The following is a 22,479-nucleotide window of genomic DNA, read 5'->3' on the forward strand; positions in this document are numbered from 1 at the left end:
CAACTCAGGGCTGTCGCCCGATCGGCTGATCTACACTGACGGCACTAACGCAACGGGAGTGGCACTTGGAGACCATCGGCACGCAGCGCCCGGGCGGCCGCACCGAGCGGACCCGTCGCGCCGCCCTCGACGCGACCCTGGAACTGCTCGGCGAGCGCGGGTACGCGGAGCTGACGGTCGAGGCCGTGGCCGACCGCTCCGGCGTGCACAAGACGACGCTGTACCGCCGCTGGGAGTCCGCCGAAGGCCTGGTCGCGGCGGCGCTGCTGATGGGCACCGAGCAGGAGTGGGCCGCGCCGGACACCGGGTCCCTCGAAGGCGACCTGCGCGAGGTCAACCGGGAGCTGGTGCACTTCTTCACCGAGCCGGGCCTGCGCGAGCTGCCGATCGCGTCGATCTCGGCGGCGTTCCTCTCGACCCGCGCGGCGGACGCCCTGGAGGAGTTCTACGTCGACCGCCACGCGCGCTCGGCCCCGATCGTCGAGCGAGCCGTGGCCCGCGGCGAGGTTCCGGCCGGGACGGACGCGGTCGAGGTCGTGCGCGTCGCCTGCGGGCCGGTCTTCTACCGCCTGTTCGTCTCCCGCGAAGGCGTGACCCCGCGAGACGCCGACGTCGCCGCCGCGGCAGGCGCGGCCGCCGCCAAAGCCGGGGTGTTCGTCACGGCAACGGACGCCTGAACCGCAGCTCCTCCAGCGAAACCGTGCCACCGGCGATCGTTTCGGTGCGCGAACCGCCGTCGAGGGACCAGCCCGCGCGCTCGTAGAACGACTTCGCGCGCTCGTTCGTCGCCAGCACCCACAGCACCGCGGCCGGCCAGCTCGCGGCCAGCGACGTCAGCACCGAAGCGTGCAGCAGCCGGCCCAGGCCGCGGCTCCACACCCGCGGGTGCAGGTAGATCGCGTACAGCTCACCCTCGTCCGGCCCGTCGCGGCGCGGTCCGAACGCGGCGAAGCCGACCACCTCCGGTCGGCCACCACCAGCACACGGCCGCCGCCGCGCAGGGTGCGGGCCCAGCCCGCCGTCCGGTCCTCGACCGGGATGCGGGCGAGGAAGTCCGCCGGCATCAAGCCGTCGTACGCCGCTTGCCAGGAGCGCACGTGGATCTCGCCGATCGCGCCCGCGTCCGCCTCGGTGGCGGGCCGGACCACGGCGGTCACGACTTCTCCAGGTACTCCGCGCGCTCGACGTCGACGACGTCGGCGACCATCTGGGCCAGGCCGGGGAACTTCGAGATCGCCGGGTCCTTCTCGACGATCTCCTGCGCCCGCGCCCGTGATTCCGCGATGACGTCTTCGTCCCGCAGCAGGGAAAGCAGCTTGAGCGTGGACCGCTTCCCGGACTGCGCGGCGCCGAGGATGTCACCCTCGCGGCGCAGCTCCAGGTCGAGGCGGGACAGCTCAAAACCGTCCGTGGTCGACTCGACCGCCGCCAGGCGTTCGCGGGTCGTCGTGCCGTCGAGGGCTTCCGTGACCAGCAGGCACAGCCCCGGCACGCTGCCCCGGCCGACGCGGCCGCGCAGCTGGTGCAGCTGGCTGATCCCGAACCGGTCGGCGTCCATGATCACCATGGCCGTCGAGTTCGGCACGTTGACGCCGACCTCGATCACGGTGGTGGCCACGAGCACGTCCAGCTCCCCGGCGGCGAAGGCGCGCATCACGGCGTCCTTGTCGTCCGCGGGCATCCGGCCGTGCAGCACGGCGATGCGCAAGCCCTTGAGCGGCCCCTCCACCAGCTGCGGCGCGATGTCGAGCACCGCGACCGGCGGCCGCTTGTCGCTCTTGTCCGACGGCGGCTCGTCACCGATCCGCGGGCACACGATGTAGGCCTGGTGCCCCTTGGACACCTCTTCGGTGACGCGCTGCCAGACGCGGTCCATCCAGGCCGGCTTCTCCGCCACCGGGACGACGGTCGTGCTGATCGGCGACCGGCCGACCGGCATCTCGCGCAGCGCGGAGATCTCCAGGTCGCCGTAGACGGTCATGGCGACCGTGCGCGGGATCGGCGTCGCGGTCATCACCAGCACGTGCGGGCTGGTGCCCTCGCTGCCGCGGGTGCGCAGGGCGTCGCGCTGCTCGACGCCGAAGCGGTGCTGCTCGTCGACGACGGCCAGGCCGAGGTCGGCGAACTGCACGGTCTCCTGGATGAGCGCGTGCGTGCCGACGATGATGCCCGCCTCGCCGCTCATGGCCTCCAGCAACGCTTTCTTGCGTTCCTTCGCGCCCATCGACCCGGTGAGCAGCGTGACGCGGGTGGCCTTCTCGGCCGCGCCCAGCTCGCCGGCCTGCGCCAGGTCGCCGAGCATCTCGCGCAGCGACCGCGCGTGCTGCGCGGCGAGCACCTCGGTCGGTGCCAGCAGCGCGGACTGCCGCCCGTTGTCGACCACCTGCAGCATCGCCCGCAGCGCGACGATCGTCTTGCCCGACCCGACCTCGCCCTGCAGCAGCCGGTTCATCGGGTGCTCGGTCGCCAGGTCGGTGGCGATCTCGTCGCCGATGCCGCGCTGGCCCGCGGTGAGGTCGAACGGGAGCCGCTTGTCGAAGGCGTCCATGATCCCGCCGTCGACGTGCGGGTTCGCCTTGGCCGGACGGGAGATCGCGGAATGCCGGCGCTGCGCGAAGATCAGCTGCACGGCCATCGCTTCGTCCCACTTGAGCCGCTTGCGCGACGCCTCCAGGTGCGCCCAGTTCTCCGGGCGGTGGATGCCGCGCAGCGCGTTTTCGAGGTCCGGCAAGGCGTAGAGCCGCCGCAGCTCCGGCGGCATCGGGTCCTCGTCGACCTCGAGGACGTCGAGCACCTGGCGCACGCACTTGGCGATCGACCACGTCGGCATGCCCTGCGCCGCCGGGTAGACGGGGATGATGGCGGCCAGGAAGTCGTCCATCGCCTCGGCTTCGCGGTCGGCCTCGAACAGCTCGTACTCGGGGTTGGTCAGCTGCAGGGTGTCGCGGAACGCCGAGACCTTGCCGGCGAACAGGCCGGACTTGCCCGGCACCAGGTCCTTCTCCCGCCAGGCCTGGTTGAAGAAGGCACACGTGAGCCGGCGCTTCCCGTCGGTGATCACCATGTCGATGATGGTCCCGTTGCGGGCCTTCATCCGGCGCTTGCTCACCTTTTCGATGCGCGCCAGCACGGTCGCGTGCTCGCCCAGCTCGAGGCCGGCGATGTCGGTGAGCTCGCCGCGCTCGGCGTAGCGGCGCGGGTAGTGGCGCAGCAGGTCGCTGACCGTCTCGATGTCCAACGCCGTGGCGAGCGCCTTCGCCGTCTTGGCACCCAGCAGCAACGGCAGCTTGTCGCGCAGTCCGGCCATCGCTATTCGACTCCCATCAGCAGCACGGCGTCCGCCTGCCCGCCCGCGTACCCGGCCAGCTCCACCTCGGGGTGCTCCACCCGAAGCTGCTCCGCGAGCTCTTCGGCGACCCCCGGCGGCGCGGCCGCCCCGCTCAGCACCGTCACCAGTTCCCCGCCCAGCGCCAGCATCCGGTTCAGCACCTTCATCGCCGCCGCGACGAGGTTGGTCTCCGACGCCGGGGCGGCCTCGATGAGCACCACCTCGTCGTCGACCAGGCCGACCACATCGCCGGACTGGGCCCGGCCCACCCAGGTTAGCGACTCCTCCTGCGCGATCCGCAGTTCGCCACGCCTGGTCGCGGCGGCCGCCTCGGCCATCGCGACGACGTCGTCGTTGGTGCGGCGCCCGGCGTCGTGCACGGCCAGCGCCGCGAGCACCTGCACCGGCGACGTGCACGGGATGACCACGACGTCCCGGTCGGCGGCCATCGCGTGCCCCGCCGCGGCGTCGGCCGCCGCGGTCAGCGCGACCCCGCCCGGCAGCACCGTGACGTGCCGCCCGGCGGCCTCGTTGAGCAGGCCGATCATGTCCTCGACGCTCGGTGTGGTGCCTTCGGGCACTTCGAGGACCGGGATGCTCTCGGCGCGCAGCACCTCCGCCAGCCCGCCGCCGTGCACGACGGCGACGACCGTGCGGTCGATCCCGCCGCCCGGCTCGATCGGCGTCGGCGTGAGCAGCGGTTCGACGCGGATCCGGCGCGGCCGCCCCAGCGTCAGCCCGGCTTCGATGGCGGCGCCGATGTCGGCGCAGTGGACGTGCACGGCGTGGCTGCCCGAGCCGTCGCCGGCCACGGTGACGCTGTCGCCGAGGCCGCCCAGCTCCTTGCGCAGGGTCGGCAGGCTCTCCTCGTCGACGCCGTCCAGCAGGTACATGACCTCCCAGGCGTAGACCTCTTCCGCCACCACCGGCACTTCGAGCGCGTGATCCTGCTCGACCGCGGTGCCGGTGAGCACCCCGACCAGCGCGTCGAGCACGGCGACGAGCCCGCGGGCCCCGGCGTCGACGACCCCGGCCTTGGCGAGCGCGGGCAGCTGGAGCGGCGTCTTCTCGAGCGCGTGCGCGGCTTCCTTCGCGGCGGTTCGCGCCACTTCACCGAGGTGACGCGTGTCGCCGCGGACGGCGAGGGCGACGGCGTGCAGCACGGTCAGGATGGTCCCGGCGACCGGGCGGCTCACGGCGCCGGTGGCGACCTCGTCGGCGTGCCCCAGCGCGGCGGCCAGCCACGCGCCGTCCAGCTCGCCCTCGGCCCGGTCGGCCAGCCCGCGCACGACCTGGGAGAGGATCACGCCGGAGTTGCCCTTGGCCGAGGCGACGGCACCGCGCGCGAGGACCTTCAGCGCGTCGGCGGCGGTTTCCGGCGCGGCGACGTCGAGTTCGGCGGCCGCGCCGGTCATCGTGAAGAGCATGTTGGAGCCGGTGTCGGAGTCCGCCACGGGGTAGACGTTGATCCCGTCGATGGCCGGCCGCAGGCTCGCCAGGCTGCGCACACAACCCGCAGCCCAGGCCGACACCGCCGCCGCGTCCAGCACCCGCACCCCGTGACCTCCTCGCCGTTCCCGGGGCGAGCGTATCGACCCCGTGCGGAACCCGGCTGAGCCACTGGTTACTATGGTCGAGTTGCCCAGTGCGTCTGGGCTCATCTCTATGACCCAGATCCAAAGGAGTTCGACGTGGCTGCCGTGTGCGACGTCTGTGGCAAGGGACCCGGCTTCGGCAAGTCGGTCTCGCACTCCCACCGGCGTACCAACCGCCGGTGGAACCCGAACATCCAGACCGTCCACGCCAAGGTGGGTATTTCCCAGCGCAAGCGCCTGAACGTGTGCACCTCGTGCATCAAGGCGGGCAAGGTCGTCCGGGGCTGACGCGAGAATTTTCGAATGGCGGGTGCTCTCCGGAGCACCCGCCATTTTTTTGTGCCCGACCGGCTCCCGCTGTTGCCAGGTCGCCGGCGCCCCAATGTGGCGTTGGGTGCGTCTGACGCACCGAACGCCACATTGGGTGCGTTGAACGCACCCAACGCCACATTGGGGCGCTCGGGGCTACTTGAGGAAGCCGACCAGCAGGTCGCGCAGGGACTCCGGGTGCTGCAGGACCCCGTGGTCCTGGCCCGGGAGGGTCTCGTGGCGGGCGCCGGGGACCGCCGACGCCGCGACGCGGGCTCCTGACTGCAGCTTCTCGGGGCTGGCGCCACCGCCGATGACCAACGTCGGGGCCGTGATCCGGGCCAGGTGGTCCTTGCGGGGGCGGGCGCCCGGGCCGCAGATCGTCAGGTCGTACGGGAGCGTGTGCGCCAGCGAGGTGAACCAGTCCCACACCGGGGCCCGCTTCATCCCCTCGATCACCTCGGGCGGGGTGCCCGCGACCTCGAGGAACGTCGCCGCCGCGCCGTCGCGGTCGCCCGCGGCGATCTGCGCGGCCACCTTCTCCGTGACGTCGGGGCGCGACTCCGCGTCGGTCGCGTACGGCGGTTCGTACGCCACCAGCTTCTCGATCGCCAGGCCCGCTCCGGCCGCCTCCAGGGCCAGCACCGCGCCCGACGAGTGGCCGAACACCGACGCCGTCCCACCGGCCTCGGCGATCAGCGCCGCGATGTCCTCGATCTCCCGCTCCACCGCATAGGGACCGGTGTCACCGCTGTCGCCGCGACCACGACGGTCGTACGCGATCGTCGTGAAGTCCGCGGCCAGGACCTCGGCCAGGCCGGCGACCGTGGTCCGGTCGTTGAACGCGCCGCCGACCAGGATCACGGGCGCACCCGTGCCGCGCTGGTCGTAGGCGATGGTCGTGCCGTCGGCCGATGTGACGTTCATGATTCCTCCAAGGTTTCCCCCTGGTCGGAGCCGTCACCCCGATCCGGACACCGAACCTACGGGAGTTTCCAGTCGACCGGCGCCGCGCCCTGCTGCTCCAGCAGCTGGTTGGCGCGGCTGAACGGGCGCGACCCGAAGAAGCCGTTGTGCGCCGACAGCGGGCTCGGGTGCGCCGACTCGATGCACGGCACCTCGCCCAGCATCGGGCGCAGGTTGCGGGCGTTGCGGCCCCAGAGGATCGCCACCATCGGCTCCGACCGGGCCGCGAGGGCCTTGATCGCCTGCTCGGTGACGTCTTCCCAGCCCTTTCCCTGGTGCGAGTTCGACTTGCCCGGCTGTACCGTCAGCGCCCGGTTGAGCAGCAGGACGCCCTGGTCGGCCCACGGCGTCAGGTCGCCGTTCGACGGCAGCGGGTGGCCGAGGTCCTCGGCGTACTCCTTGTAGATGTTGACCAGGCTCTTCGGGATCGGCCGGACGTCCGGCGCCACCGAAAAGCTCAGGCCCACGGCGTGCCCAGGCGTCGGGTACGGGTCCTGGCCGACGATCAGCACCCGGACGTCGTGGAACGGCTGCTGGAACGCCCGCAGCACGTGCTCACCCGCCGGCAGGTAGGTCCGGCCCGCGGCGATCTCCGCGCGGAGGAACTCCCCCATCGCGGCGACCTGCGGCGCCACCGGTTCGAGGGCTTTCGCCCAGCCTGCCTCGACGATGTCCTGCAGCGCTCGTGCGGTCACGGGCGGCGAGCTTACCGGCCGTGGCCACCGTCACTCGCGCGGGTCGAGCCGCCGGAGTTCGACGCGGAACCGCTGCGCCCGCTCGACGTACGAATTCACCACGAGAGCGATGCTCTCCGGCCCGAAGGACTTGTTCTCCCGCGTCTTCGCGGGCACGCCGAGGGCGATCTCGCCGGTCTTGACGTACGAGCCGTACGACAGCACCGCGCCCGCGCCGACCATGCCGCCGTCCTCGATCACCGTGCCGTTGAGCACCACCGAGCCGGACGCGATCAGGCAGCCGGTGCCGATCTTCGCGCCCTCGATGTGCACCGCGTGCCCCACCGCCGACGACGGGCCGAGGATCGTCGGGTGCTGCTCGGTGCAGTGCAGGACGCAGCCGTCCTGGACGTTGGACCGCTCGCCGATCTCGATGTGGCCGTGGTCGCCGCGCAGGACGGTCTGCGGCCACACCGACGCGTGGGCGGCGATCCGGACGTCGCCGATGACCGTCGCGTCCGGGTGGACGTAGGCGTCGGGGTGGATCGCCGGTTCGAGCGAACCGAGCGCGTAGATCGGCATGCCGCCTCCGGGTGACCGCGGTTTCACGTGCTCTGCGATTGGATCACGGCATCGACCCGAGGCAGCACACCCGTCCGAGAAGCACGCTCCTCGTGCTCCTGCTCGTCGCGCTGACCTGGCTGTTGAGCGCGCCCGTCGCGTCGCCGGCACTGGCGAACGGCCTGGCCACGACGCCGCCGATGGGCTGGAACAGCTGGAACCAGGTCCGCTGTTACGACCTCACCGAGGACGTCGTCAAGCAGGCCGCCGACGCGCTCGCGGACGACGGCCTGCGCGACGCCGGGTACCGCTACGTCGTCGTCGACGACTGCTGGCAGGCCCCCGCGCGCGCCGCCGACGGCTCGCTGCGGGCCGATCCCACGCGGTTCCCGCACGGCATCGCCGACCTCGCCGACTACGTCCACTCGCGCGGCCTGCTGTTCGGGATCTACGCCGTGCCGGGCAGCCGGACCTGCGCGATGGCCAACGACGCCTACCCCGCGGCCGGCATCGGCTCGCTCGGCCACGAGCAGCAGGACGCTGAGACGTTCGGCCGCTGGGGCGTCGACTACCTCAAGTACGACTGGTGCAACGCCGACACGGTCGACGGCCTCGACCGGCGGGCGGCGTTCGAGAAGATGCGCGACGCATTGGCCGCGCTCCCCCGCCCGATCGTCTACGCGATCTCCGAATACGGCGTCTCCAGCCCGTGGACCTGGGCGCGGCCGGTGGCGAACCTGTGGCGGACCACCTACGACCTGACCCCGACCTGGGACTCCGTGCTCGCGACGATCGACCAGCAGGCCGCCGTCGCCGTCCACAGTGGCTCGCCCGGCGGCTGGAACGACCCGGACATGCTGCAGGTCGGCAACGGCACGCTGACCGCCGACGAGGCCCGCGCGCACTTCAGCGTCTGGGCCGTGCTGAACGCGCCGCTGTTCGCCGGGACCGATCCGGCGAAGCTGGGCGACGACGACCTCGCGACGCTGGGCAACCCCGAGGCGATCGCCGTCGACCAGGACTTCGCGGGCGGCCAGGGCCGGCAGCTCGCGGCCGGGCCGGGCTACCAGGTGTGGGGCAAACCCCTGTCCGGCGGCGGGTTCGCGGTGGTGCTGCTCAACACCGGCACCACCACCGCGACCGTGTCCGCGCCGGTCCCGGGCGCCTGGAACGTCCGGGATCTCTGGGCCCATCAGGACGTGGGAACGGCGATCTCCGCGTCCCTGCGGCCGCACGCCGCGGCCCTGCTGAAGCTCACGCCCCGCTGAGGTCCTTGGCGTAACAACGGTTGTCCGGCTCGTTCTTGTAGATGCCGAAGCCGGGAATCTCGACGTAGCCGGAGGACGCGTAGAGCGCGGTCGCCTCCGGCTGCTTGGTGCCGGTCTCCAGCACCGCGCGCTTGCGGCCGGACAGCGCCGCCGTGCGCTCGAGCTCGAACAGGATCATCCGCGCGAACCCGCGGCCCCGCGCGGAATCGGCGACGTACATCCGCTTGAACTCGGCGTCGCCGTCCTGGAAGTCGGGGGCGGGGCCGTCGTGCGCGCGCCACGCTCCACAAGCGACGGCTTCGTCGCCCTGGTAGCCGATGAGGAACAGGCCCTGCGGCGGGTCGAACTGCGCGGGGTCCATCGGGGTGGCGTCTTCGTCGCCGTAGCGCTCGACGTAAACCTGTTGCACCGCGGCCATGAGCTTGGCCGCGTCGGGGTGGTCGTAGGGGACCGGAACGATTCTCACGTCCGTGGAGCCTACTTCAGCGCCAGTGCGTCCAGCCGCCTTCGCGTGTAGAAGGCTTGCCGTCCACGGTGATCCCCGAGTCCGGCATGGTCGCGACGCCGATGGTGCGCCAGCCCTCCGGCAGCTCGGCGAACGACGGGAACGTGGCCACCAGGGCGTGGTCCTCGCCGCCGGTGAGGACCCAGTCGAGCGGGTCCGCGCCCAGCGCGGCGCCGACCTCGGTGAGCCGGGCGGGGACGTCGAGGTCGGCGGTGCGGACGTCGATGCCGACGCCGGACGCCTCGGCGATGTGCCCGAGGTCGGCCAGGAGCCCGTCGGAGACGTCGATCATGGCCGTGGCCCCGGCGAGCGCGGCGCGCGGACCGGCTTCGTACGGCGGCTCCGGAGCGCGCTGGGCGTTGACGACGCCGACCGGGGAGCGGAAGCCGCGGCCGAGCACGGCCAGGCCCGCGGCGGCCCAGCCGAGCTTCCCGCAGACCGCGACGACGTCGCCGGGCCGGGCACCCGAGCGCGTCACCGGTTCGCGGTCGCCGAGGTCGCCGAGCGCGGTGACGCTGATCACGAGCTGGTCGGCGCGGACCATGTCACCGCCGGAGACGCCGACGCCGGCGCGTTCGGCCTCGGCCCACATGCCGTCGGCCAGCGCGGTGACGACGGCACGCGGGGTGTCGGGCGGGCAGGCGATGCCGACGAGAACGGACGTCGGCGTGGCGCCCATGGCGGCGATGTCGGCCAGGTTGACCGCGACGGCCTTGCGCCCGACCTGCTCCGGGGCGGACCAGTCGAGCCGGAAGTGCACCCCCTGCACCAGGACGTCCGTGCTGGCGACCACGCGCCCGTCGGGGGCGGCGATCACGGCGGCGTCGTCGCCGGGGCCGAGCAGTGTGCCCGGGGGCTGGCGGCGTCCTTCCGTGACGGCTCGGATGAGCGCGAACTCCCCGGTCTCGGCGACCGTTGCGTCGTTCGGTGACACCGGTCACCTCTGCTTTCTCTACCGGGATAAAGATCGATCACCGATAGTCGGATGCCCTATGTTTTTGCGTGAGCTGGCGATACGTTGCTGGCTGAGAACGTTCCTGCTCCCAAGTTCCTACCCTGAGCCGATCGATCCCGACGAAAGGGCGCGCCGTGGTCCACGCATACATCCTCATCCAGACCGAGGTCGGCAAGGCGGCCGCGGTGGCGGCCGAGATCTCGAGCATCCCTGGTGTGACCAGCTCGGAGGATGTCACCGGCCCGTACGACGTCATCGTGCGCGCGGCCGCCGACAGCGTGGACCAGCTGGGCCAGCTCGTGGTCGCGAAGGTGCAGAACGTGGAAGGCATCACCCGGACGCTGACCTGCCCGGTCGTGCATCTCTGAGCAGTGGTGTAGTGGTGCAGTGCCTGACTCCGACACCGGCGCCCCACCCAGGGTGGTGCTCGTCACCGCGGCCGCGCTCGCCGTGGCCCTGGCGGTCGCCGTGGCCGTCTTCGCCCTGACTCACCGTTCTCCGGATCCCGCGGCCGGCCCGCTGCCGCTGGTCTCCGTGCCCGCCCCGGCGGCGGCGTCCCCGGCCTGCAAGACGCTGCTGGGCGCGGTGCCGACCGAGCTGACGTCGAACGGGTCTTCGCTGTCGCTGCGCGCCCTGGCCGAGCCGGCCCCGCCGGCGACGGTGGCCTGGGGCACGGCCGACCCGCTGGTGCTCCGGTGCGGGCTGGACCGCCCGCCGGAGCTGACCCCGACGGCGCAGCTGAGGCTGGTGAACGGCGTCCAGTGGCTGCAGGTCCCGGGCGACGGCGCGTCGACGTGGTATGTGGTGGACCGCGAGGTCTACTCGGCCCTCACGGTGCCGGACAGCGCCGGAACGGGCCCGCTGCAGCAGATCTCGGACACGGTGGCCGCGAAGCTGCCCGCGCGTCCGCTGCGGTTCTCCTGAAAGCCGTGAAGGCCTCCTTCCCGGCCATAAGAGCCGGTAAGGAGGCCTTCACGGCTTTGGGCTAGCGGAGGCCGGTGCCGCGGGCGATCGCGGTCTCGATGAGCGTGGTCAGCAGGGTCGGGTAGTCGACGCCGGTGACCTCCCACATCTTCGGGTAGGCGGACTTCGTCGTGAAGCCGGGCATCGTGTTGACCTCGTTGATGCTCGGTTCGCCGTCGGGGCCCACGAAGAAGTCGACGCGGGCGAGGCCCTGGCAGTCCAGCGCCCGGAAGGCCTCGACGGCCATCGCGCGGAGCTTCTCGGTGACGGCGTCGTCGAGCTTGGCCGGGATGTCCAGCTCGGCGTCGTCACCCAGGTACTTGGTTTCGAAGTCGTACCAAGCGTTTTCGTCCTCGGACAGGACGCGGATCTCGGCCGGGAGCGACGCTTCGACGCGGCCGTCCGGGAACTCCAGGACACCGCACTCGACCTCGCGGCCGACGACGGCCGCCTCGACGAGGACCTTCGGGTCGGTGGCGCGGGCCAGCTCGATGGCGGCGTCCAGGTCGTCCCAGGACGTCACGCGGCTGATGCCGACCGACGACCCGGCGCGCGACGGCTTCACGAACACCGGCAGGCCGAGCTTGGTCTTGCCGCTCTCGTCCAAAGTGGACTGACCCCGGCGGAGCGCGGCGAAGGTGCCGACCGGAAGTCCTTCGGCGGCCAGGAGCTTCTTCGCGGTCTCCTTGTCCATGGCGGCCGCGCTGGCGAGCACGCCCGGGCCGACGTACGGGATGCCGGCGAGCTCGAGCAGGCCCTGGATGGTGCCGTCTTCGCCGAAGGCGCCGTGCAGCACCGGGAAGACGACGTCCACCTGGGACAGCAGCTCGCTTTCCCGGCCCGGCTCGACGGCGACGAGCCCCTGGCTGGAGGGATCCCCGGCGAGCACGAGGTTCTTGCCGTCTTCGACGGACGGCAGCTCACGGCCGCGGATGGCGAGCTGCGCGGAGTCGCCGGTACCGAGCACCCAGCGCCCTTCGCGCGTGATGCCGACGGGGACGGCTTCGAACCGCTCCGGGTCGAGGTTCCCCAGGACACTGCCCGCGGACAGGCAGGAGATGGTGTGCTCGCTGCTGCGCCCGCCGAACACGACCGCCACCCGGATCTTCTTGCTCATGGTGAGCCACCGTACCCGGTGACCTCGGCGAACAGCCCAGCCCCGTGCGACGGGCGAGACGCCCCGAGCGCCGAACGCAACCCCGGCAGCCGGTGGCACGTCTGGTACTTCGAGGCACAAGTGCGCCCGCCGCCGAACAACCTCCGGAAAGCAGCCCCCACCCTCTCCGGGGGACCGGCCCCGCTTCCAGCGTACCGGGGCCGTCCGACGAAACGCCGGAAACAGCCGCCGCGCGGACTCGTTGTCCACATCACGGCCGGGCTGTGGACAACATCGCCTCAGCGCAGCAGCGAGACCAGCGTCGGCAGCGCCGACACCAGTGCCTCCCGCGTGCACCCCGCGTACCCGATCGCCACGCCGTGCGCCGTCGGGACGCCGGCGAAGTGCCGCGCCAGCCCGTCCAGCCGGATCCCCCGCCGCTCCGCCGTCGCGATCACCGACGCCTCCACCTCGGCCGACGGGAACGGGACCACCAGGTGCGCCCCGGCGTCGTCGCCGCGGAGGGGGATGCCCGCCGTGGCCAAGGCGCCCGCCAAGAGCGTTCGGCGCTCCGCCATCTCGCGGCGGATCTTGCGCAGGTGCCTTCCCAGATCTCCGTTGCGCGCGAACTCGTACAGCACCCGCTGCCCCGCCGGCGACGGCCGCGTGCCCGTCAGGTCGCGGTACGCCAGCACCGCCGACGTGATCGCCTCCGGCGCCACCATCCAGCCCGCGCCCAGCGTCGGCGTGAGGATCTTCGACGTCGTCCCGAGGTGCGCGACGACGTCCGGGGCAAGCGAGGCCAGCATCGGCAGCGGCGCGACGTCGAAGCGGAGTTCGCCGTCGTAGTCGTCCTCGATCACCAGCATCGACGACGCCCGCGCCCGCTCGACCAGCGAAACCCGCCGCGCCGCGCTGAGCCGGCTGCCCATCGGGTACTGGTGCGCCGGCGAGCAGTACACCGCCCGCGCGCCGGCCGGGATCGCGTCGGGCCGCAGCCCCTCCTCGTCCACCGGGACGCCGACGACCCGCATGCCCGCCCGGAGGAACGCCTGCACCGCGCGCTGGTAGCCGGGCTCTTCGACGGCCACGACGTCGCCGCGTTCCAGCACCGCCGAGGCCAGCTCGACCACCGCGGCGGTCGTCCCGCCGGTGGCCAGCACCGAACCCGCCGCCAGGCCGCGGTGGCGCAGCAGGTGCTCCGACACCGCCGCGCGGTACTCCGGCAGGCCCGCGCGGTGGGCGCGGATCAGCGGGTCCGGGTCGGCCGCGGCGCGCCAGGCCCGGCGCCAGGCCGCGCGATCCAGCCCGGCCGCCCACGGTGTGCCCGGCCCGAGGTCCAGCAGTGACGGCGGCTCGACCTCGGCCGAAGGCGCGACGCCCGGCGCCGGGACCTCCGAAGCCGAAAACGACGGCGGCGTCGTCACGTACGTCCCCGAGCCGTGCCGCCCGGCGATCCAGCCCTCCGCGTGGAGCTGCTCGTACGCGGCCGACGTCACCGTGCGGCTGACGCCGAGCCGGCCGGCCAGCGCGCGGGTCGACGGCAGCCGGTCGCCGCCGCGCAGGTGCCCGGACGCCGCCGCCTCGCGCAGCGCGTCCGCGAGCTGGACGGCGAGCGGCGTGACGGACGCGCGGTCGAGGCTGACCGGGAGCGCGGTGTCGGCGTGGGTCACGGGGACCTCCTCAAGTGGACTTCCCAAGTGTACGAGAAGTGGATGTTTTCCGATGCCACTGCCGGGAGAGACGCTGGTCGCATGCTTTCCACCACGCCCCGCACCACGCTCGGCCGCAAGAAGAACCGGGCCGTCACCGACCGCGCCGTGCTGCACGCCGTGCTGGACGACGGCCTGATCTGCCACCTCGGCGTCGTCCGCGACGGCGTCCCGCTGGTCCTGCCCACCGGCTACGGCCGCGACGGCGACACGCTCTACCTGCACGGTTCCACCGGCGCGTCGAGCCTGCGCACGGCGTCGGCGGACCTCGACGTCTGCGTCACGGTCACGCTGCTCGACGGCATCGTCTACGCGCGGTCGGTGAACAACCACTCGATGAACTACCGCAGCGCCGTCATCCTCGGGAAAGCGAAGCTCGTCACCGACGCCGAGGCGAAGATGCACGGCCTCGAGGTGCTCACCGACCACCTCGCGCCGGGTTCGTGGCAGCACGCGCGGGAGGTCAACGCCAAGGAGTTCGCGGCGGTGTCAGTGCTCTCCCTCGACCTCGCCGAGGCGTCGGTGAAGATGCGCGCCGAAGGCCCCGACGACGAGCCGGACGACGTCGGCGCGGACACCGCGTGGGCCGGGGTGCTGCCGGTGCGGACCGTCTTCGGCGCGCCCGAGCCGTCGGCCGACCTCTCTCCCGGCTGGGTGATTCCGCCGCACGTCACCGATCGGGAGTAGCACGCTGTCGATCCGCGCGGTGGCCGTTCGTATAGGCGGCGACAGACCGAAGCGGAAGGAACCCCATGCGCGAGCTCAGCGTCACCATGAACGTCACCCTCGACGGCGTCGTCCAGGGCCTCGGCCGGCCCGACGAGGACACCCGCGGCGGCTTCACCCACGGCGGCTGGGGCGGCCGCTACCAGGACGAGGTCCTGGGCCAGGAGATGAGCCAGGGCATGGGCAAGCCCGGCGACATGCTGTTCGGCCGCCGCACCTGGGAGGACTTCATCGGCGCGTGGGCCGGGCAGACCGATGGCAACCCGTTCACCACGCACATGAACGCCACCACCAAGTACGTCGTCTCGACCACTTTGGACGACGCCGGCGCGTGGCAGAACTCGGTGCTGCTGCGGGGCGACGCGGCGAGCACCGTGGCCAAGCTGAAGGCCACGCCCGGCAACGACCTGTCGGTCATCGGCAGCGCCGCGCTCGTGCGCGCCCTGCACGCGGCCGGGCTCGTCGACCGCTACACGCTGCTGATCCACCCGCTGACGCTCGGCCGCGGCGCGCGCATGTTCGACGCCGACGCGCCGTTCACCGAGTTCACGCTCACCCGCAGCGTCGCGACCACCAAGGGCGTGATCATCGCCTACTACGATCGGCGCAAGTCCTCGTGAGTGAGAAACAGTGTTAGAACACTGTTTCTCACTCACGACCGGGCGAGCGGCAGCCTGACCGTGAACGTCGTGCGGCCCGGGGCGGACTCCACCGAGACCGTGCCGCCGTGCGCCGTCACCAGGGACTGCACCACCGAGAGCCCCAGGCCCGTGCCGCCGCCCGAGCGGGTGCGGGAGTCGTCGACGCGGAAGAACCGGTCGAAGATCCGCTCCTGGTCGGCCGGCGCAATGGCGGCGGGCCCGGCGTCGGTGACCCGCGCGACGGCCTCGGCGCCCTCGACCACCACCGCGACGTGCACCGCGGTCCCCGGCGGGGTGTGCACGGCCGCGTTGGCCAGCAGGTTGTCGAGCACCTGCCGCAGCCGGACCGGATCGGCGTCCACCACCGCCGCGTCCAGGTCGGAAGTCACCGGGTGGTCGGGCCGGCCGGCGGCGAACGCGTCCGCCGCGTCGCCGGCCAGCTCGGCCAGGTCCGTCCGCTCGGGACGCAACGGCGTCTCGGCCGCCCGCGCGTCTAGGCGGGCCAGCAGCAGGAGGTCGTCGACGAGCACGGTCATCCGCGCCGTCTCCTCGCGGATCTTGCTCAGGTGCGCCTCGCGTTCCGCCGGCTCGTTCGCGGCCGCGTAGCGGAACAGGTCGGCGTAACCGCGGATCGACGTCAGCGGGGTGCGCAGCTCGTGGGACGCGTCGGCGACGAACCGGCGCAGCCGCTCGTTCGCCTCGGTCTTGGCCGCCAGTGACGTGTCGATGTGCGCCAGCATCACGTTGAACGCCGTCCGCAGCTCCTCCACCTCGACGCCGCCGCCGCTACCCGACGCGCGCACCGGCAGGTCGGGGTTCGCGGTGAGGTCGTGGGCCGCGATGTCGTGCGCGGTGCCGGCCATGTCGGCCAGCGGGCGCAGACCGCGGCGCAGCACCAGCCGGCCGACGACCACGAGCACCGCCAGCGCGAGCGCGAACGCGCCCACCTCGACCCAGACCAGCTGCCGGACGGTCCCGTTCAGATCCCCCTGCGGCGCGGCGCTCAGCAGCACTGAATCGGTGTCGACCGGGCAGGCCCGCACCCGGTAGGGGCCGTCGTCGTAGAGGTAGATGTCGCGGGTGACGTCGCCGCCGACGGCGTCGGCGGCGATCTTCGCCAGCTGCTTGCCGTCGCCCGGCAGCATCCCGCCCGGCTCGGGCGTCGCGACGCCGTCGCGCACCGAGTACAGCGCCGAGTACCAGGAGTAGACCGACTGCGGCGAGCCGTGCGTCTCGCGCAGCGTCGGCACCTGGGTGTTCTGGCTCTTGGACAGCTGCTCGTCGAGGCGCCGGTCGAGGTAGCCGTGCATGATCCCGACGGTCGTGACGCCGACGGCGGCGAACACCACCAGGGCGAGCGCGCCGAGGCCGAGTGTGATGCGGGTGCCGAGCCGGGTGCGCCGCCAGGCCCCGTACCACCGGCGGAAGAAGCCCGTCACCGGTTGACCTGACGCACGACGTACCCGACGCCGCGCACGGTGTGGATCAGCGGTTCGCCCGCGCCCGCGTCGATCTTGCGGCGCAGGTGCGAGATGACGAGTTCGACCACATTGGACCGGCCGCCGAAGTCGTACTCCCAGACGTGGTCGAGGATCTGCGCCTTCGTCAGCACCGACGGCGAGCGGCGCATCAGGTAGCGCAGCAGCTCGTACTCGGTCGGCGTCAGCTCGGCCGGCGCCCCGTCGCCGCGGCGGACCTCGCGGGTGTCCTCGTCCAGCGTCAGGTCCCCGACGCGCAGCACGGCCCCGCGCGCGGCGGCCGGGAGCGCGGCGCCGGTGCTGCGGCGCAGGACCGCCCGCAGCCGCGCCATCAGCTCCTCGACGGAAAACGGTTTCACCAGGTAGTCGTCACCCCCGCGGGTGAGCCCGGCGATCCGGTCCGCCGTCGCGTCCTTGGCCGTGAGGAACACCACGGGCACCGCGCTGCCGTTCGCGCGCAGCCGGTCGAGCACGGTGAAGCCGTCGAAGTCGGGCAGCATCAGGTCCAGCACCACGATGTCCGGCGCGAACGCCGCCGCCTCGCTCAGCGCGGCCCTGCCAGAGCCGGCCGTGACCGCCTGCCAGCCCTCGTACCGGGCGACGGTGGCGACGAGGTCGGCGATGTGCGGCTCGTCGTCGACGACGAGCAGGCGCACGGGTTCGGAGGGCTGCACCACCCCATCTTCTCCCGGCGCGCGAGCGGGCGGCGAGGCGGTGACGCGGGCCGACAGGAACCCGACAGCCGGCACCCAGACTCGCCACAGGCTCGGTGGCGAGGCTGGCCTTCGTGAACCGAACCGATGAGGGATCCGTGTGACCAGCATGACGCAGACCGCCGAGGCCACGCGCCCGGCGATCCGCCCCCGGATCGCCGCGAAATCCGGCCTCTTCCTCCTCCTGGGCGCCAACGTGGCCGCCGTGACCACCCTGTTCGCGCAGGCCGGGCTCTCCGACGACGTGCTGATCAGCATCGGCAGGCTCGCCGGGCTGTACGGCGCGCTCGCGATGGCGTTCCAGCTGCTGCTGGTGGCCCGGCTGCCCTGGCTGGACCGGCGCATCGGCATGGACCGGCTCACGACGTGGCACCGCTGGACCGGCTTCACGATCCTGTGGACGCTGCTCGCGCACCTGGTGTTCATCGTGCTCGGGTACGCCGAGGTCGAGCACCACGGCGTCGTCGACGAGCTGGTGGACATGGCGAACCAGCTGGAGGGCATCCTGCGCGCGCTGGTCGCGTTCGCGGTGATCCTCATCGTCGGGGCGGCGTCGGCGAAGTTCGCGCGCCGGCGGCTGGCCTACGAGACGTGGCACTTCATCCACCTCTACACCTACGCGGCGGTGTTCCTCGCGTTCACGCACCAGATCGCGCTCGGGACGTCGTTCGCCGGCTCGCCGATGGCGAAGGGCTACTGGTGGACGCTCTGGCTCAGCGCCGGCGCCGCGGTGCTCGCCGGGCGCGTACTGCTTCCGCTGTGGCGGAACCTGCGCCACCGGCTGCGCGTCACCGCCGTCGTTTCCGAGGCCCCGGACGTGGTTTCGGTCTACATGAGCGGCAAGCACCTCGACCGGATGCCGGTCCGCGCCGGCCAGTTCTTCCTGTGGCGGTTCCTCACTAAGGACCGCTGGTACCAGGCCAACCCCTTCTCGCTGTCCGCGGCGCCCGACGGCCGCACGCTGCGCCTGACCGCGAAGGCCCTCGGCGACGCCAGCGCGTCGCTGCGCAACCTCCGCATCGGCACGCGGGTGTTCGCCGAAGGCCCGTACGGCGCGTTCACGACGCTCCACCAGCAGCGGCCCGACGCGCTGCTCGTGGCGGGCGGCGTCGGCATCACGCCGATCCGCGCGCTGCTGGAGGACATCCAAGGCCACGTCGTCGTGCTCTACCGCGTGCGCACGCAGGCCGACGCGGTCCTGCTGCCCGAGCTGAACCAGCTGGCCAAGACCCGCGGCGCGATGGTGAGCGTCCTCACCGGACCCGACCAGGCCGTCGGGCCGCGCGGCACGATGCTCGGCCCGGCGAACCTGCACATGATGGTGCCGGACGTGCACGAGCGGGACGTGTTCGTCTGCGGCCCGCCCGGGATGACGTCGGCCGTGCTGCGCAGCCTGCGGGAGCTGCGCGTGCCCAAAGCCCAGGTCCACGCCGAACGCTTCAGCCTCGCGGCCTAGGGCCAATCCGGGGCTCGGGGGCTTGCCCCCGCGGGGTTTGGGGCGCAGCCCCAAGGAAGGATCTGCTGTGAAGAGAACCATCTTCGTCGTCATGCTGTCGATCGCGGGCTTCATCGCGGTCTGGCGGTTCGAACCGGGGCCGCCGGTGCAGAACACCGCCGTCGCCCAGGCGCCGCCGGCCGTCGTGGCACCGTCCACATCAGCCGCGCCACCGTCCACTTCGGCCGGTGGCCCGACCGGCGGCACCTCGAACTCCCCCACGCCGTCCGCGCCGCCGCCGTCTACTTCGGACAGTACGAAAGCGACGGTGACCACGCAGGGCACCGCCGAGTGGAGCACCTACGGGACCGTGCAGGTCCAGGTGACCTTCGCCGGCTCCCGGCTGGCCGCGATCACCCTGCTGCAGGCGCCGGACGGCGGGCGCGCGCTGACCGCGTTGCCGAAGCTGCAGGAAGAGGCGATCAAGGCGCAGAGCGCGAAGATCGACACGGTGACCGGCGCGACCGAGACGAGCGAGTCGTACAAGACGTCGCTGCAGGCCGCCATCGACGCTCGGGGCAACTGATGACGAACCGCGTGGAACAGGTGATGGGCCTGCCGATCTCCCTCGACCTGCGGGACAGGGACGACACCGACGACTTCGCCGACGTCGTCGACGACGTCTTCGCGTGGTTCCGCGACGTCGACGCCCGGTTCAGCCCGTTCAAACAGGACAGCGAGGTCAGCCGCTACGACCGCGGTGAGCTGCCGGCCGAGGACCTGAGCGACGACCTGATCGAGGTGCTGGAGCTCTGCGCGTACTACGAGCAGCTCTCCGGCGGCGCGTTCCGGGCGCGGCTGCCCGGCCGGGGCCTCGACCCGTGCGCGGTGGTGAAGGGCTGGGCGGTGCAGCGCGCCGCCGACATGCTCAAGGCCGAAGGCGCGACGACGTTCTGCCTCAACGCGGGCGGCGACGTCGTCACCGCCGGCGAGCCCGAACCCGGACGGCCGTGGCGGGTCGGCGTCCGCCACCCCGAGCAGCCCCTGGCCGTGTGCGCGGTGCTGGAGTCGCGCAACGGCGCCATCGCGACGTCGGCGGCCTACGAGCGCGGCTCGCACATCCTCGACGGCCGCGACGGCACCCCGGCGACCGGCCTGATGAGCGTCACGGTCGTGGCCGGCGACCTGGTCACCGCGGACGCGCTGGCCACGGCGGCGTTCGCGATGGGCGCGGAGGGAATCACGTGGGCGGCGGACCGGCCGGGCTGCGAGATCCTCATCGTCGACGACAGCCGCCGCATGCACCGGACCGCGGGGCTCGCGGTCGCTTCGTAAATCGAGTCGCTCCGGCGGGGACGCTCGGCCAGACTCGGGGCATGCCTTCCGCCGTGCTGAACGTGTCCGTCGACTGCGCCGACCCGTACACCCTCTGCCAGTTCTGGAGCCAGGTCACCGGGAAACCGATCCCCGACGGCGACCACCCGGGTGACGACGAGGTCGGCATCGAGCTGTCCGACGGCACCGCCTTGCTGTTCCTGAAGGTGCCGGAACCGAAGACGGTCAAGAACCGCCTGCACCTGTGCCTGCGACCGGATGTCCCGCGTGACGAAGAGGTCGCGCGCCTGATCGGGCTGGGCGCCACGCTGGTCCACGACCGGCGCAACGAGGACGGCACCGGCTGGGCCGTGCTCGCCGACCCCGAGGGCAACGAATTCTGCGTGCTGCGCAGCAAGGCCGAGCGCGCGGCGACGTCGTGACGGACTCCTTCGCTCTCAACAAGGCCAACTGGGACGACCGCGCGCCGCTGCACGCGTCCTCACCGGACTACAACTTCGCGGACTTCGCCGCGGATCCGGCGTACCTGAGCGCCGTCGTGCGGTTCGACCGGCCCCGGCTGGGTGACATCGCCGGGCTGCGCGCGGTGCACCTGCAGTGCCACCTCGGCACGGACACGGTGTCGCTGTCCCGGCTGGGCGCGCGGGTGTCCGGGCTCGATTTCTCGGGCGCGGCGCTGACCGAGGCGCGGCGGCTGGCCGAGGCGGCGGGCGCGGACGTCGACTACCACGAGGCCAACGTCTACGACGCCGTCTCCGTGCTGGGCGCGGAGAGCTTCGACCTGGTCTACACCGGAATCGGCGCCCTGTGCTGGCTGCCGTCGGTGGCGCGCTGGGCCGAGGTCGTCGCGGGCCTGCTGCGGCCGGGCGGGCGGCTGTTCATCCGCGAAGGACACCCGATGCTGCAGACCCTCGACGAGACCGCCGACCCGGCGGTGCCGCGGTACCCGTACTTCGAGCAGGCCGAGCCGCTGGTGTTCGACGAGCCGGGCACCTACGTCGAGGTCGACGGCGAGCTGACCCACACGGTGACCCACGAGTGGAACCACTCGCTGGGCGAGATCGTCACCGCGCTGCTGGCCGCCGGGCTGACGCTGACCGGGCTCACCGAGCACGACAGCGTGCCGTGGAACGCCATCCCGGGCCAGATGGTGCACGACGAGGCCGTCGACGAGTGGCGGCTGAAGGACACGCCGCAACGGCTCGCGGCGAGCTACACGCTCCAGGCCGTCAAGTGACCGTGATCGCGGTCGCCACCCTGGGCGGCACCATCTCGATGGCCCCTTCCGGCGGTTCCGGGGGCGCGGTGCCGCGGTTCGGCGCCGCGGAGCTGCTCGCCGGCCTCGGCGACCTGCCCTTCGAGGTGCGCGCGGAGACCCTGGCGGCCATCGGCAGCGCGTCGCTGGACTTCGCGACGCTGCTGCGCTGCCGCGACTGGGGCCTGGCCCAGGACGCCGACGGTTTCGTGGTCGTCCAGGGCACCGACACCCTCGAGGAGACGGCGTACTTCCTGGACCTGTGCTGGCCGTCGGAGACCCCGGTGGTCGTCACGGGCGCGATGCGCAACGCGGGCCTGCTCAGCCCGGACGGCCCGGCGAACCTGCGGAACGCGCTGACCGTCGCGGCCGATCCCCGCGGCCGGGGGCGCGGCGCGATGGTGACGCTGAACGACGACGTCCACGCGGCGCGGTGGGTCCGGAAAGCGCATTCGAGCCACCTGGAAGCGTTTTCGTCGGCGCCGGCGGGCCCGCTCGGCATGGTCGTCGAGCAGGCGGTGCACTGGTTCCACCCGTCGCCGCCGCGGCCACCTGTTCGTTCCGGCGCCGACTTCACCGGGCTGGTGCCGGTGGTCGAGTCCGGTCTGGACGACCCGGGCGCGGTGCTGGAGCTGGTCGCGTCGGATCCCCGCGTGCGCGGCCTGGTGCTGGCCGCGGCGGGCGCCGGCCACGTCTCGGCGGGCACGGCCGACGTCGTCGAGCGGCTGGTTCCGCGGCTGCCGGTGGTGGTCGCGTCCCGGACGGGCGCCGGGCCGACGTTGCGCTCGACGTATGGCTTCCGCGGTTCGGAGTCGAGCCTGATCGCGATGGGCGCGACAATGGCGGGCTGGCTGGACGCGAGGAAGTCCCGGATCCTGCTGGCCACGCTGCTGGCGGCGGGCGCCGACCGCACGCGCATCGAGCAGGAGTTCCGCCTGCGCGGCGACCTCGCCTGACCCTGGCG

At 72.5% G+C, this 22,479-nt stretch carries 25 protein-coding genes; 13 read left to right on the plus strand and 12 right to left on the minus strand.

The window, feature by feature from the left end:
• Positions 1–65: 65 nt before the first annotated feature.
• Positions 66–677, plus strand: a complete 612-nt coding sequence (locus ACLJQZ_RS18525; RefSeq protein ID WP_410621231.1) for a TetR/AcrR family transcriptional regulator — start codon at positions 66–68, stop codon at positions 675–677.
• Here the strand turns inward: ACLJQZ_RS18525 and ACLJQZ_RS18530 are convergent.
• From ACLJQZ_RS18530 to ACLJQZ_RS18540, 3 genes are all read right to left on the minus strand, one after another.
• Positions 658–960: a GNAT family N-acetyltransferase gene (locus ACLJQZ_RS18530; protein ID WP_410621232.1), complete on the minus strand. Its 303-nt coding sequence runs from the start codon at positions 958–960 to the stop codon at positions 658–660. The two genes, ACLJQZ_RS18525 and ACLJQZ_RS18530, sit on opposite strands and share 20 nt — an antisense overlap.
• Before the next feature lie 193 nt (positions 961–1,153).
• A complete protein-coding gene (gene recG / locus ACLJQZ_RS18535) occupies positions 1,154–3,307 on the minus strand; it encodes an ATP-dependent DNA helicase RecG (protein ID WP_410621233.1) in 2,154 nt (717 codons plus the stop codon).
• Between the two features lie 2 nt (positions 3,308–3,309).
• Positions 3,310–4,884: a DAK2 domain-containing protein gene (locus ACLJQZ_RS18540; RefSeq protein ID WP_410621234.1), complete on the minus strand. Its 1,575-nt coding sequence runs from the start codon at positions 4,882–4,884 to the stop codon at positions 3,310–3,312.
• A 135-nt stretch (positions 4,885–5,019) separates the two neighbouring features.
• Between ACLJQZ_RS18540 and rpmB the strand changes: the two genes are divergently transcribed.
• Complete coding sequence (gene rpmB / locus ACLJQZ_RS18545) at positions 5,020–5,211, plus strand: 50S ribosomal protein L28 (RefSeq protein ID WP_247062089.1); 192 nt, start codon at positions 5,020–5,022, stop codon at positions 5,209–5,211.
• A 177-nt stretch (positions 5,212–5,388) separates the two neighbouring features.
• Here the strand turns inward: rpmB and ACLJQZ_RS18550 are convergent, their stop codons facing one another.
• Genes ACLJQZ_RS18550 through ACLJQZ_RS18560 form a run of 3 tightly spaced genes read right to left on the minus strand, consistent with a single transcriptional unit; the run spans position 5,389 to position 7,454 of the window.
• Positions 5,389–6,159 (minus strand): alpha/beta fold hydrolase, encoded by a 771-nt coding sequence (locus tag ACLJQZ_RS18550; protein ID WP_410621235.1) that lies wholly within the window; start codon positions 6,157–6,159, stop codon positions 5,389–5,391.
• Positions 6,160–6,215: 56 nt separating this feature from the next.
• A complete protein-coding gene (locus tag ACLJQZ_RS18555) occupies positions 6,216–6,893 on the minus strand; it encodes a uracil-DNA glycosylase (RefSeq protein WP_410621236.1) in 678 nt (225 codons plus the stop codon).
• A 30-nt stretch (positions 6,894–6,923) separates the two neighbouring features.
• A complete protein-coding gene (locus ACLJQZ_RS18560; protein ID WP_410621237.1) occupies positions 6,924–7,454 on the minus strand; it encodes a gamma carbonic anhydrase family protein in 531 nt (176 codons plus the stop codon).
• Positions 7,455–7,546: 92 nt separating this feature from the next.
• On the opposite strand from ACLJQZ_RS18560, the gene ACLJQZ_RS18565 reads away from it, so the two are divergent.
• Positions 7,547–8,701 carry a glycoside hydrolase family 27 protein gene (locus ACLJQZ_RS18565; RefSeq protein WP_410621238.1) on the plus strand — a complete coding sequence of 385 codons (1,155 nt, stop codon included), beginning with the start codon at positions 7,547–7,549 and terminating at the stop codon, positions 8,699–8,701.
• Here ACLJQZ_RS18565 and ACLJQZ_RS18570 read toward each other — a convergent pair.
• Both ACLJQZ_RS18570 and ACLJQZ_RS18575 read right to left on the minus strand, forming a co-directional pair.
• A complete protein-coding gene (locus ACLJQZ_RS18570) occupies positions 8,688–9,167 on the minus strand; it encodes a GNAT family N-acetyltransferase (protein ID WP_410621239.1) in 480 nt (159 codons plus the stop codon). The genes ACLJQZ_RS18565 and ACLJQZ_RS18570 overlap by 14 nt on opposite strands.
• 16 nt (positions 9,168–9,183) lie before the next feature.
• Positions 9,184–10,140, minus strand: a complete 957-nt coding sequence (locus ACLJQZ_RS18575; RefSeq protein WP_410621240.1) for a thiamine-phosphate kinase — start codon at positions 10,138–10,140, stop codon at positions 9,184–9,186.
• Between the two features lie 155 nt (positions 10,141–10,295).
• Between ACLJQZ_RS18575 and ACLJQZ_RS18580 the strand changes: the two genes are divergently transcribed.
• Both ACLJQZ_RS18580 and ACLJQZ_RS18585 read left to right on the plus strand, forming a co-directional pair.
• A complete protein-coding gene (locus ACLJQZ_RS18580) occupies positions 10,296–10,529 on the plus strand; it encodes an Lrp/AsnC family transcriptional regulator (RefSeq protein ID WP_125306405.1) in 234 nt (77 codons plus the stop codon).
• A gap of 19 nt (positions 10,530–10,548) precedes the next feature.
• Positions 10,549–11,085 carry a DUF3515 domain-containing protein gene (locus ACLJQZ_RS18585; protein WP_410621241.1) on the plus strand — a complete coding sequence of 179 codons (537 nt, stop codon included), beginning with the start codon at positions 10,549–10,551 and terminating at the stop codon, positions 11,083–11,085.
• 61 nt (positions 11,086–11,146) lie between these two features.
• Here ACLJQZ_RS18585 and ACLJQZ_RS18590 read toward each other — a convergent pair whose 3' ends face one another.
• Together ACLJQZ_RS18590 and ACLJQZ_RS18595 are read right to left on the minus strand one after the other, a co-directional pair.
• On the minus strand, positions 11,147–12,241 hold the full coding sequence (locus ACLJQZ_RS18590) for a D-alanine--D-alanine ligase family protein (protein WP_410621242.1): 1,095 nt from the start codon (positions 12,239–12,241) through the stop codon (positions 11,147–11,149).
• 278 nt (positions 12,242–12,519) lie between these two features.
• Positions 12,520–13,893, minus strand: coding sequence for a PLP-dependent aminotransferase family protein (locus ACLJQZ_RS18595; protein ID WP_410621243.1), 1,374 nt, complete (start codon positions 13,891–13,893; stop codon positions 12,520–12,522).
• Between the two features lie 81 nt (positions 13,894–13,974).
• Here ACLJQZ_RS18595 and ACLJQZ_RS18600 point away from each other — a divergent pair, with 81 nt between their 5' ends.
• Both ACLJQZ_RS18600 and ACLJQZ_RS18605 read left to right on the plus strand, forming a co-directional pair.
• Positions 13,975–14,619, plus strand: a complete 645-nt coding sequence (locus ACLJQZ_RS18600) for a pyridoxamine 5'-phosphate oxidase family protein (protein WP_410621244.1) — start codon at positions 13,975–13,977, stop codon at positions 14,617–14,619.
• Between the two features lie 65 nt (positions 14,620–14,684).
• Entirely contained in the window at positions 14,685–15,278 is a 594-nt protein-coding gene (locus tag ACLJQZ_RS18605; RefSeq protein WP_410621245.1) for a dihydrofolate reductase family protein, read from the plus strand.
• 32 nt (positions 15,279–15,310) lie between these two features.
• Here the strand turns inward: ACLJQZ_RS18605 and ACLJQZ_RS18610 are convergent, their stop codons facing one another.
• Together ACLJQZ_RS18610 and ACLJQZ_RS18615 are read right to left on the minus strand one after the other, a co-directional pair.
• Positions 15,311–16,738, minus strand: a complete 1,428-nt coding sequence (locus ACLJQZ_RS18610; RefSeq protein WP_410621246.1) for a sensor histidine kinase — start codon at positions 16,736–16,738, stop codon at positions 15,311–15,313.
• Positions 16,735–17,451, minus strand: coding sequence for a response regulator transcription factor (locus ACLJQZ_RS18615; RefSeq protein WP_410621507.1), 717 nt, complete (start codon positions 17,449–17,451; stop codon positions 16,735–16,737). The genes ACLJQZ_RS18610 and ACLJQZ_RS18615 overlap by 4 nt, the downstream gene beginning before the upstream one ends.
• Before the next feature lie 148 nt (positions 17,452–17,599).
• Here ACLJQZ_RS18615 and ACLJQZ_RS18620 point away from each other — a divergent pair, with 148 nt between their 5' ends.
• The 6 genes from ACLJQZ_RS18620 to ACLJQZ_RS18645 all read left to right on the plus strand — a co-directional run bounded on the left by ACLJQZ_RS18620 (position 17,600) and on the right by ACLJQZ_RS18645 (position 22,471).
• Complete coding sequence (locus ACLJQZ_RS18620) at positions 17,600–18,946, plus strand: ferric reductase-like transmembrane domain-containing protein (RefSeq protein ID WP_410621247.1); 1,347 nt, start codon at positions 17,600–17,602, stop codon at positions 18,944–18,946.
• A gap of 67 nt (positions 18,947–19,013) precedes the next feature.
• Positions 19,014–19,511: an FMN-binding protein gene (locus ACLJQZ_RS18625; protein WP_410621248.1), complete on the plus strand. Its 498-nt coding sequence runs from the start codon at positions 19,014–19,016 to the stop codon at positions 19,509–19,511.
• Complete coding sequence (locus tag ACLJQZ_RS18630) at positions 19,511–20,260, plus strand: FAD:protein FMN transferase (RefSeq protein ID WP_410621249.1); 750 nt, start codon at positions 19,511–19,513, stop codon at positions 20,258–20,260. The genes ACLJQZ_RS18625 and ACLJQZ_RS18630 overlap by 1 nt, the downstream gene beginning before the upstream one ends.
• Positions 20,261–20,301: 41 nt before the next feature.
• Entirely contained in the window at positions 20,302–20,682 is a 381-nt protein-coding gene (locus ACLJQZ_RS18635; RefSeq protein WP_410621250.1) for a VOC family protein, read from the plus strand.
• Positions 20,679–21,497, plus strand: coding sequence for a class I SAM-dependent methyltransferase (locus ACLJQZ_RS18640; protein WP_410621251.1), 819 nt, complete (start codon positions 20,679–20,681; stop codon positions 21,495–21,497). The genes ACLJQZ_RS18635 and ACLJQZ_RS18640 overlap by 4 nt, the downstream gene beginning before the upstream one ends.
• Entirely contained in the window at positions 21,494–22,471 is a 978-nt protein-coding gene (locus ACLJQZ_RS18645) for an asparaginase (RefSeq protein ID WP_410621252.1), read from the plus strand. Before ACLJQZ_RS18640 ends, ACLJQZ_RS18645 begins: the two co-directional genes overlap by 4 nt.
• Positions 22,472–22,479 lie beyond the last annotated feature (8 nt).

The sequence above is a fragment of the Amycolatopsis sp. cmx-8-4 genome (assembly GCF_046548675.1).
In the GTDB taxonomy this organism is placed as follows: domain Bacteria; phylum Actinomycetota; class Actinomycetes; order Mycobacteriales; family Pseudonocardiaceae; genus Amycolatopsis.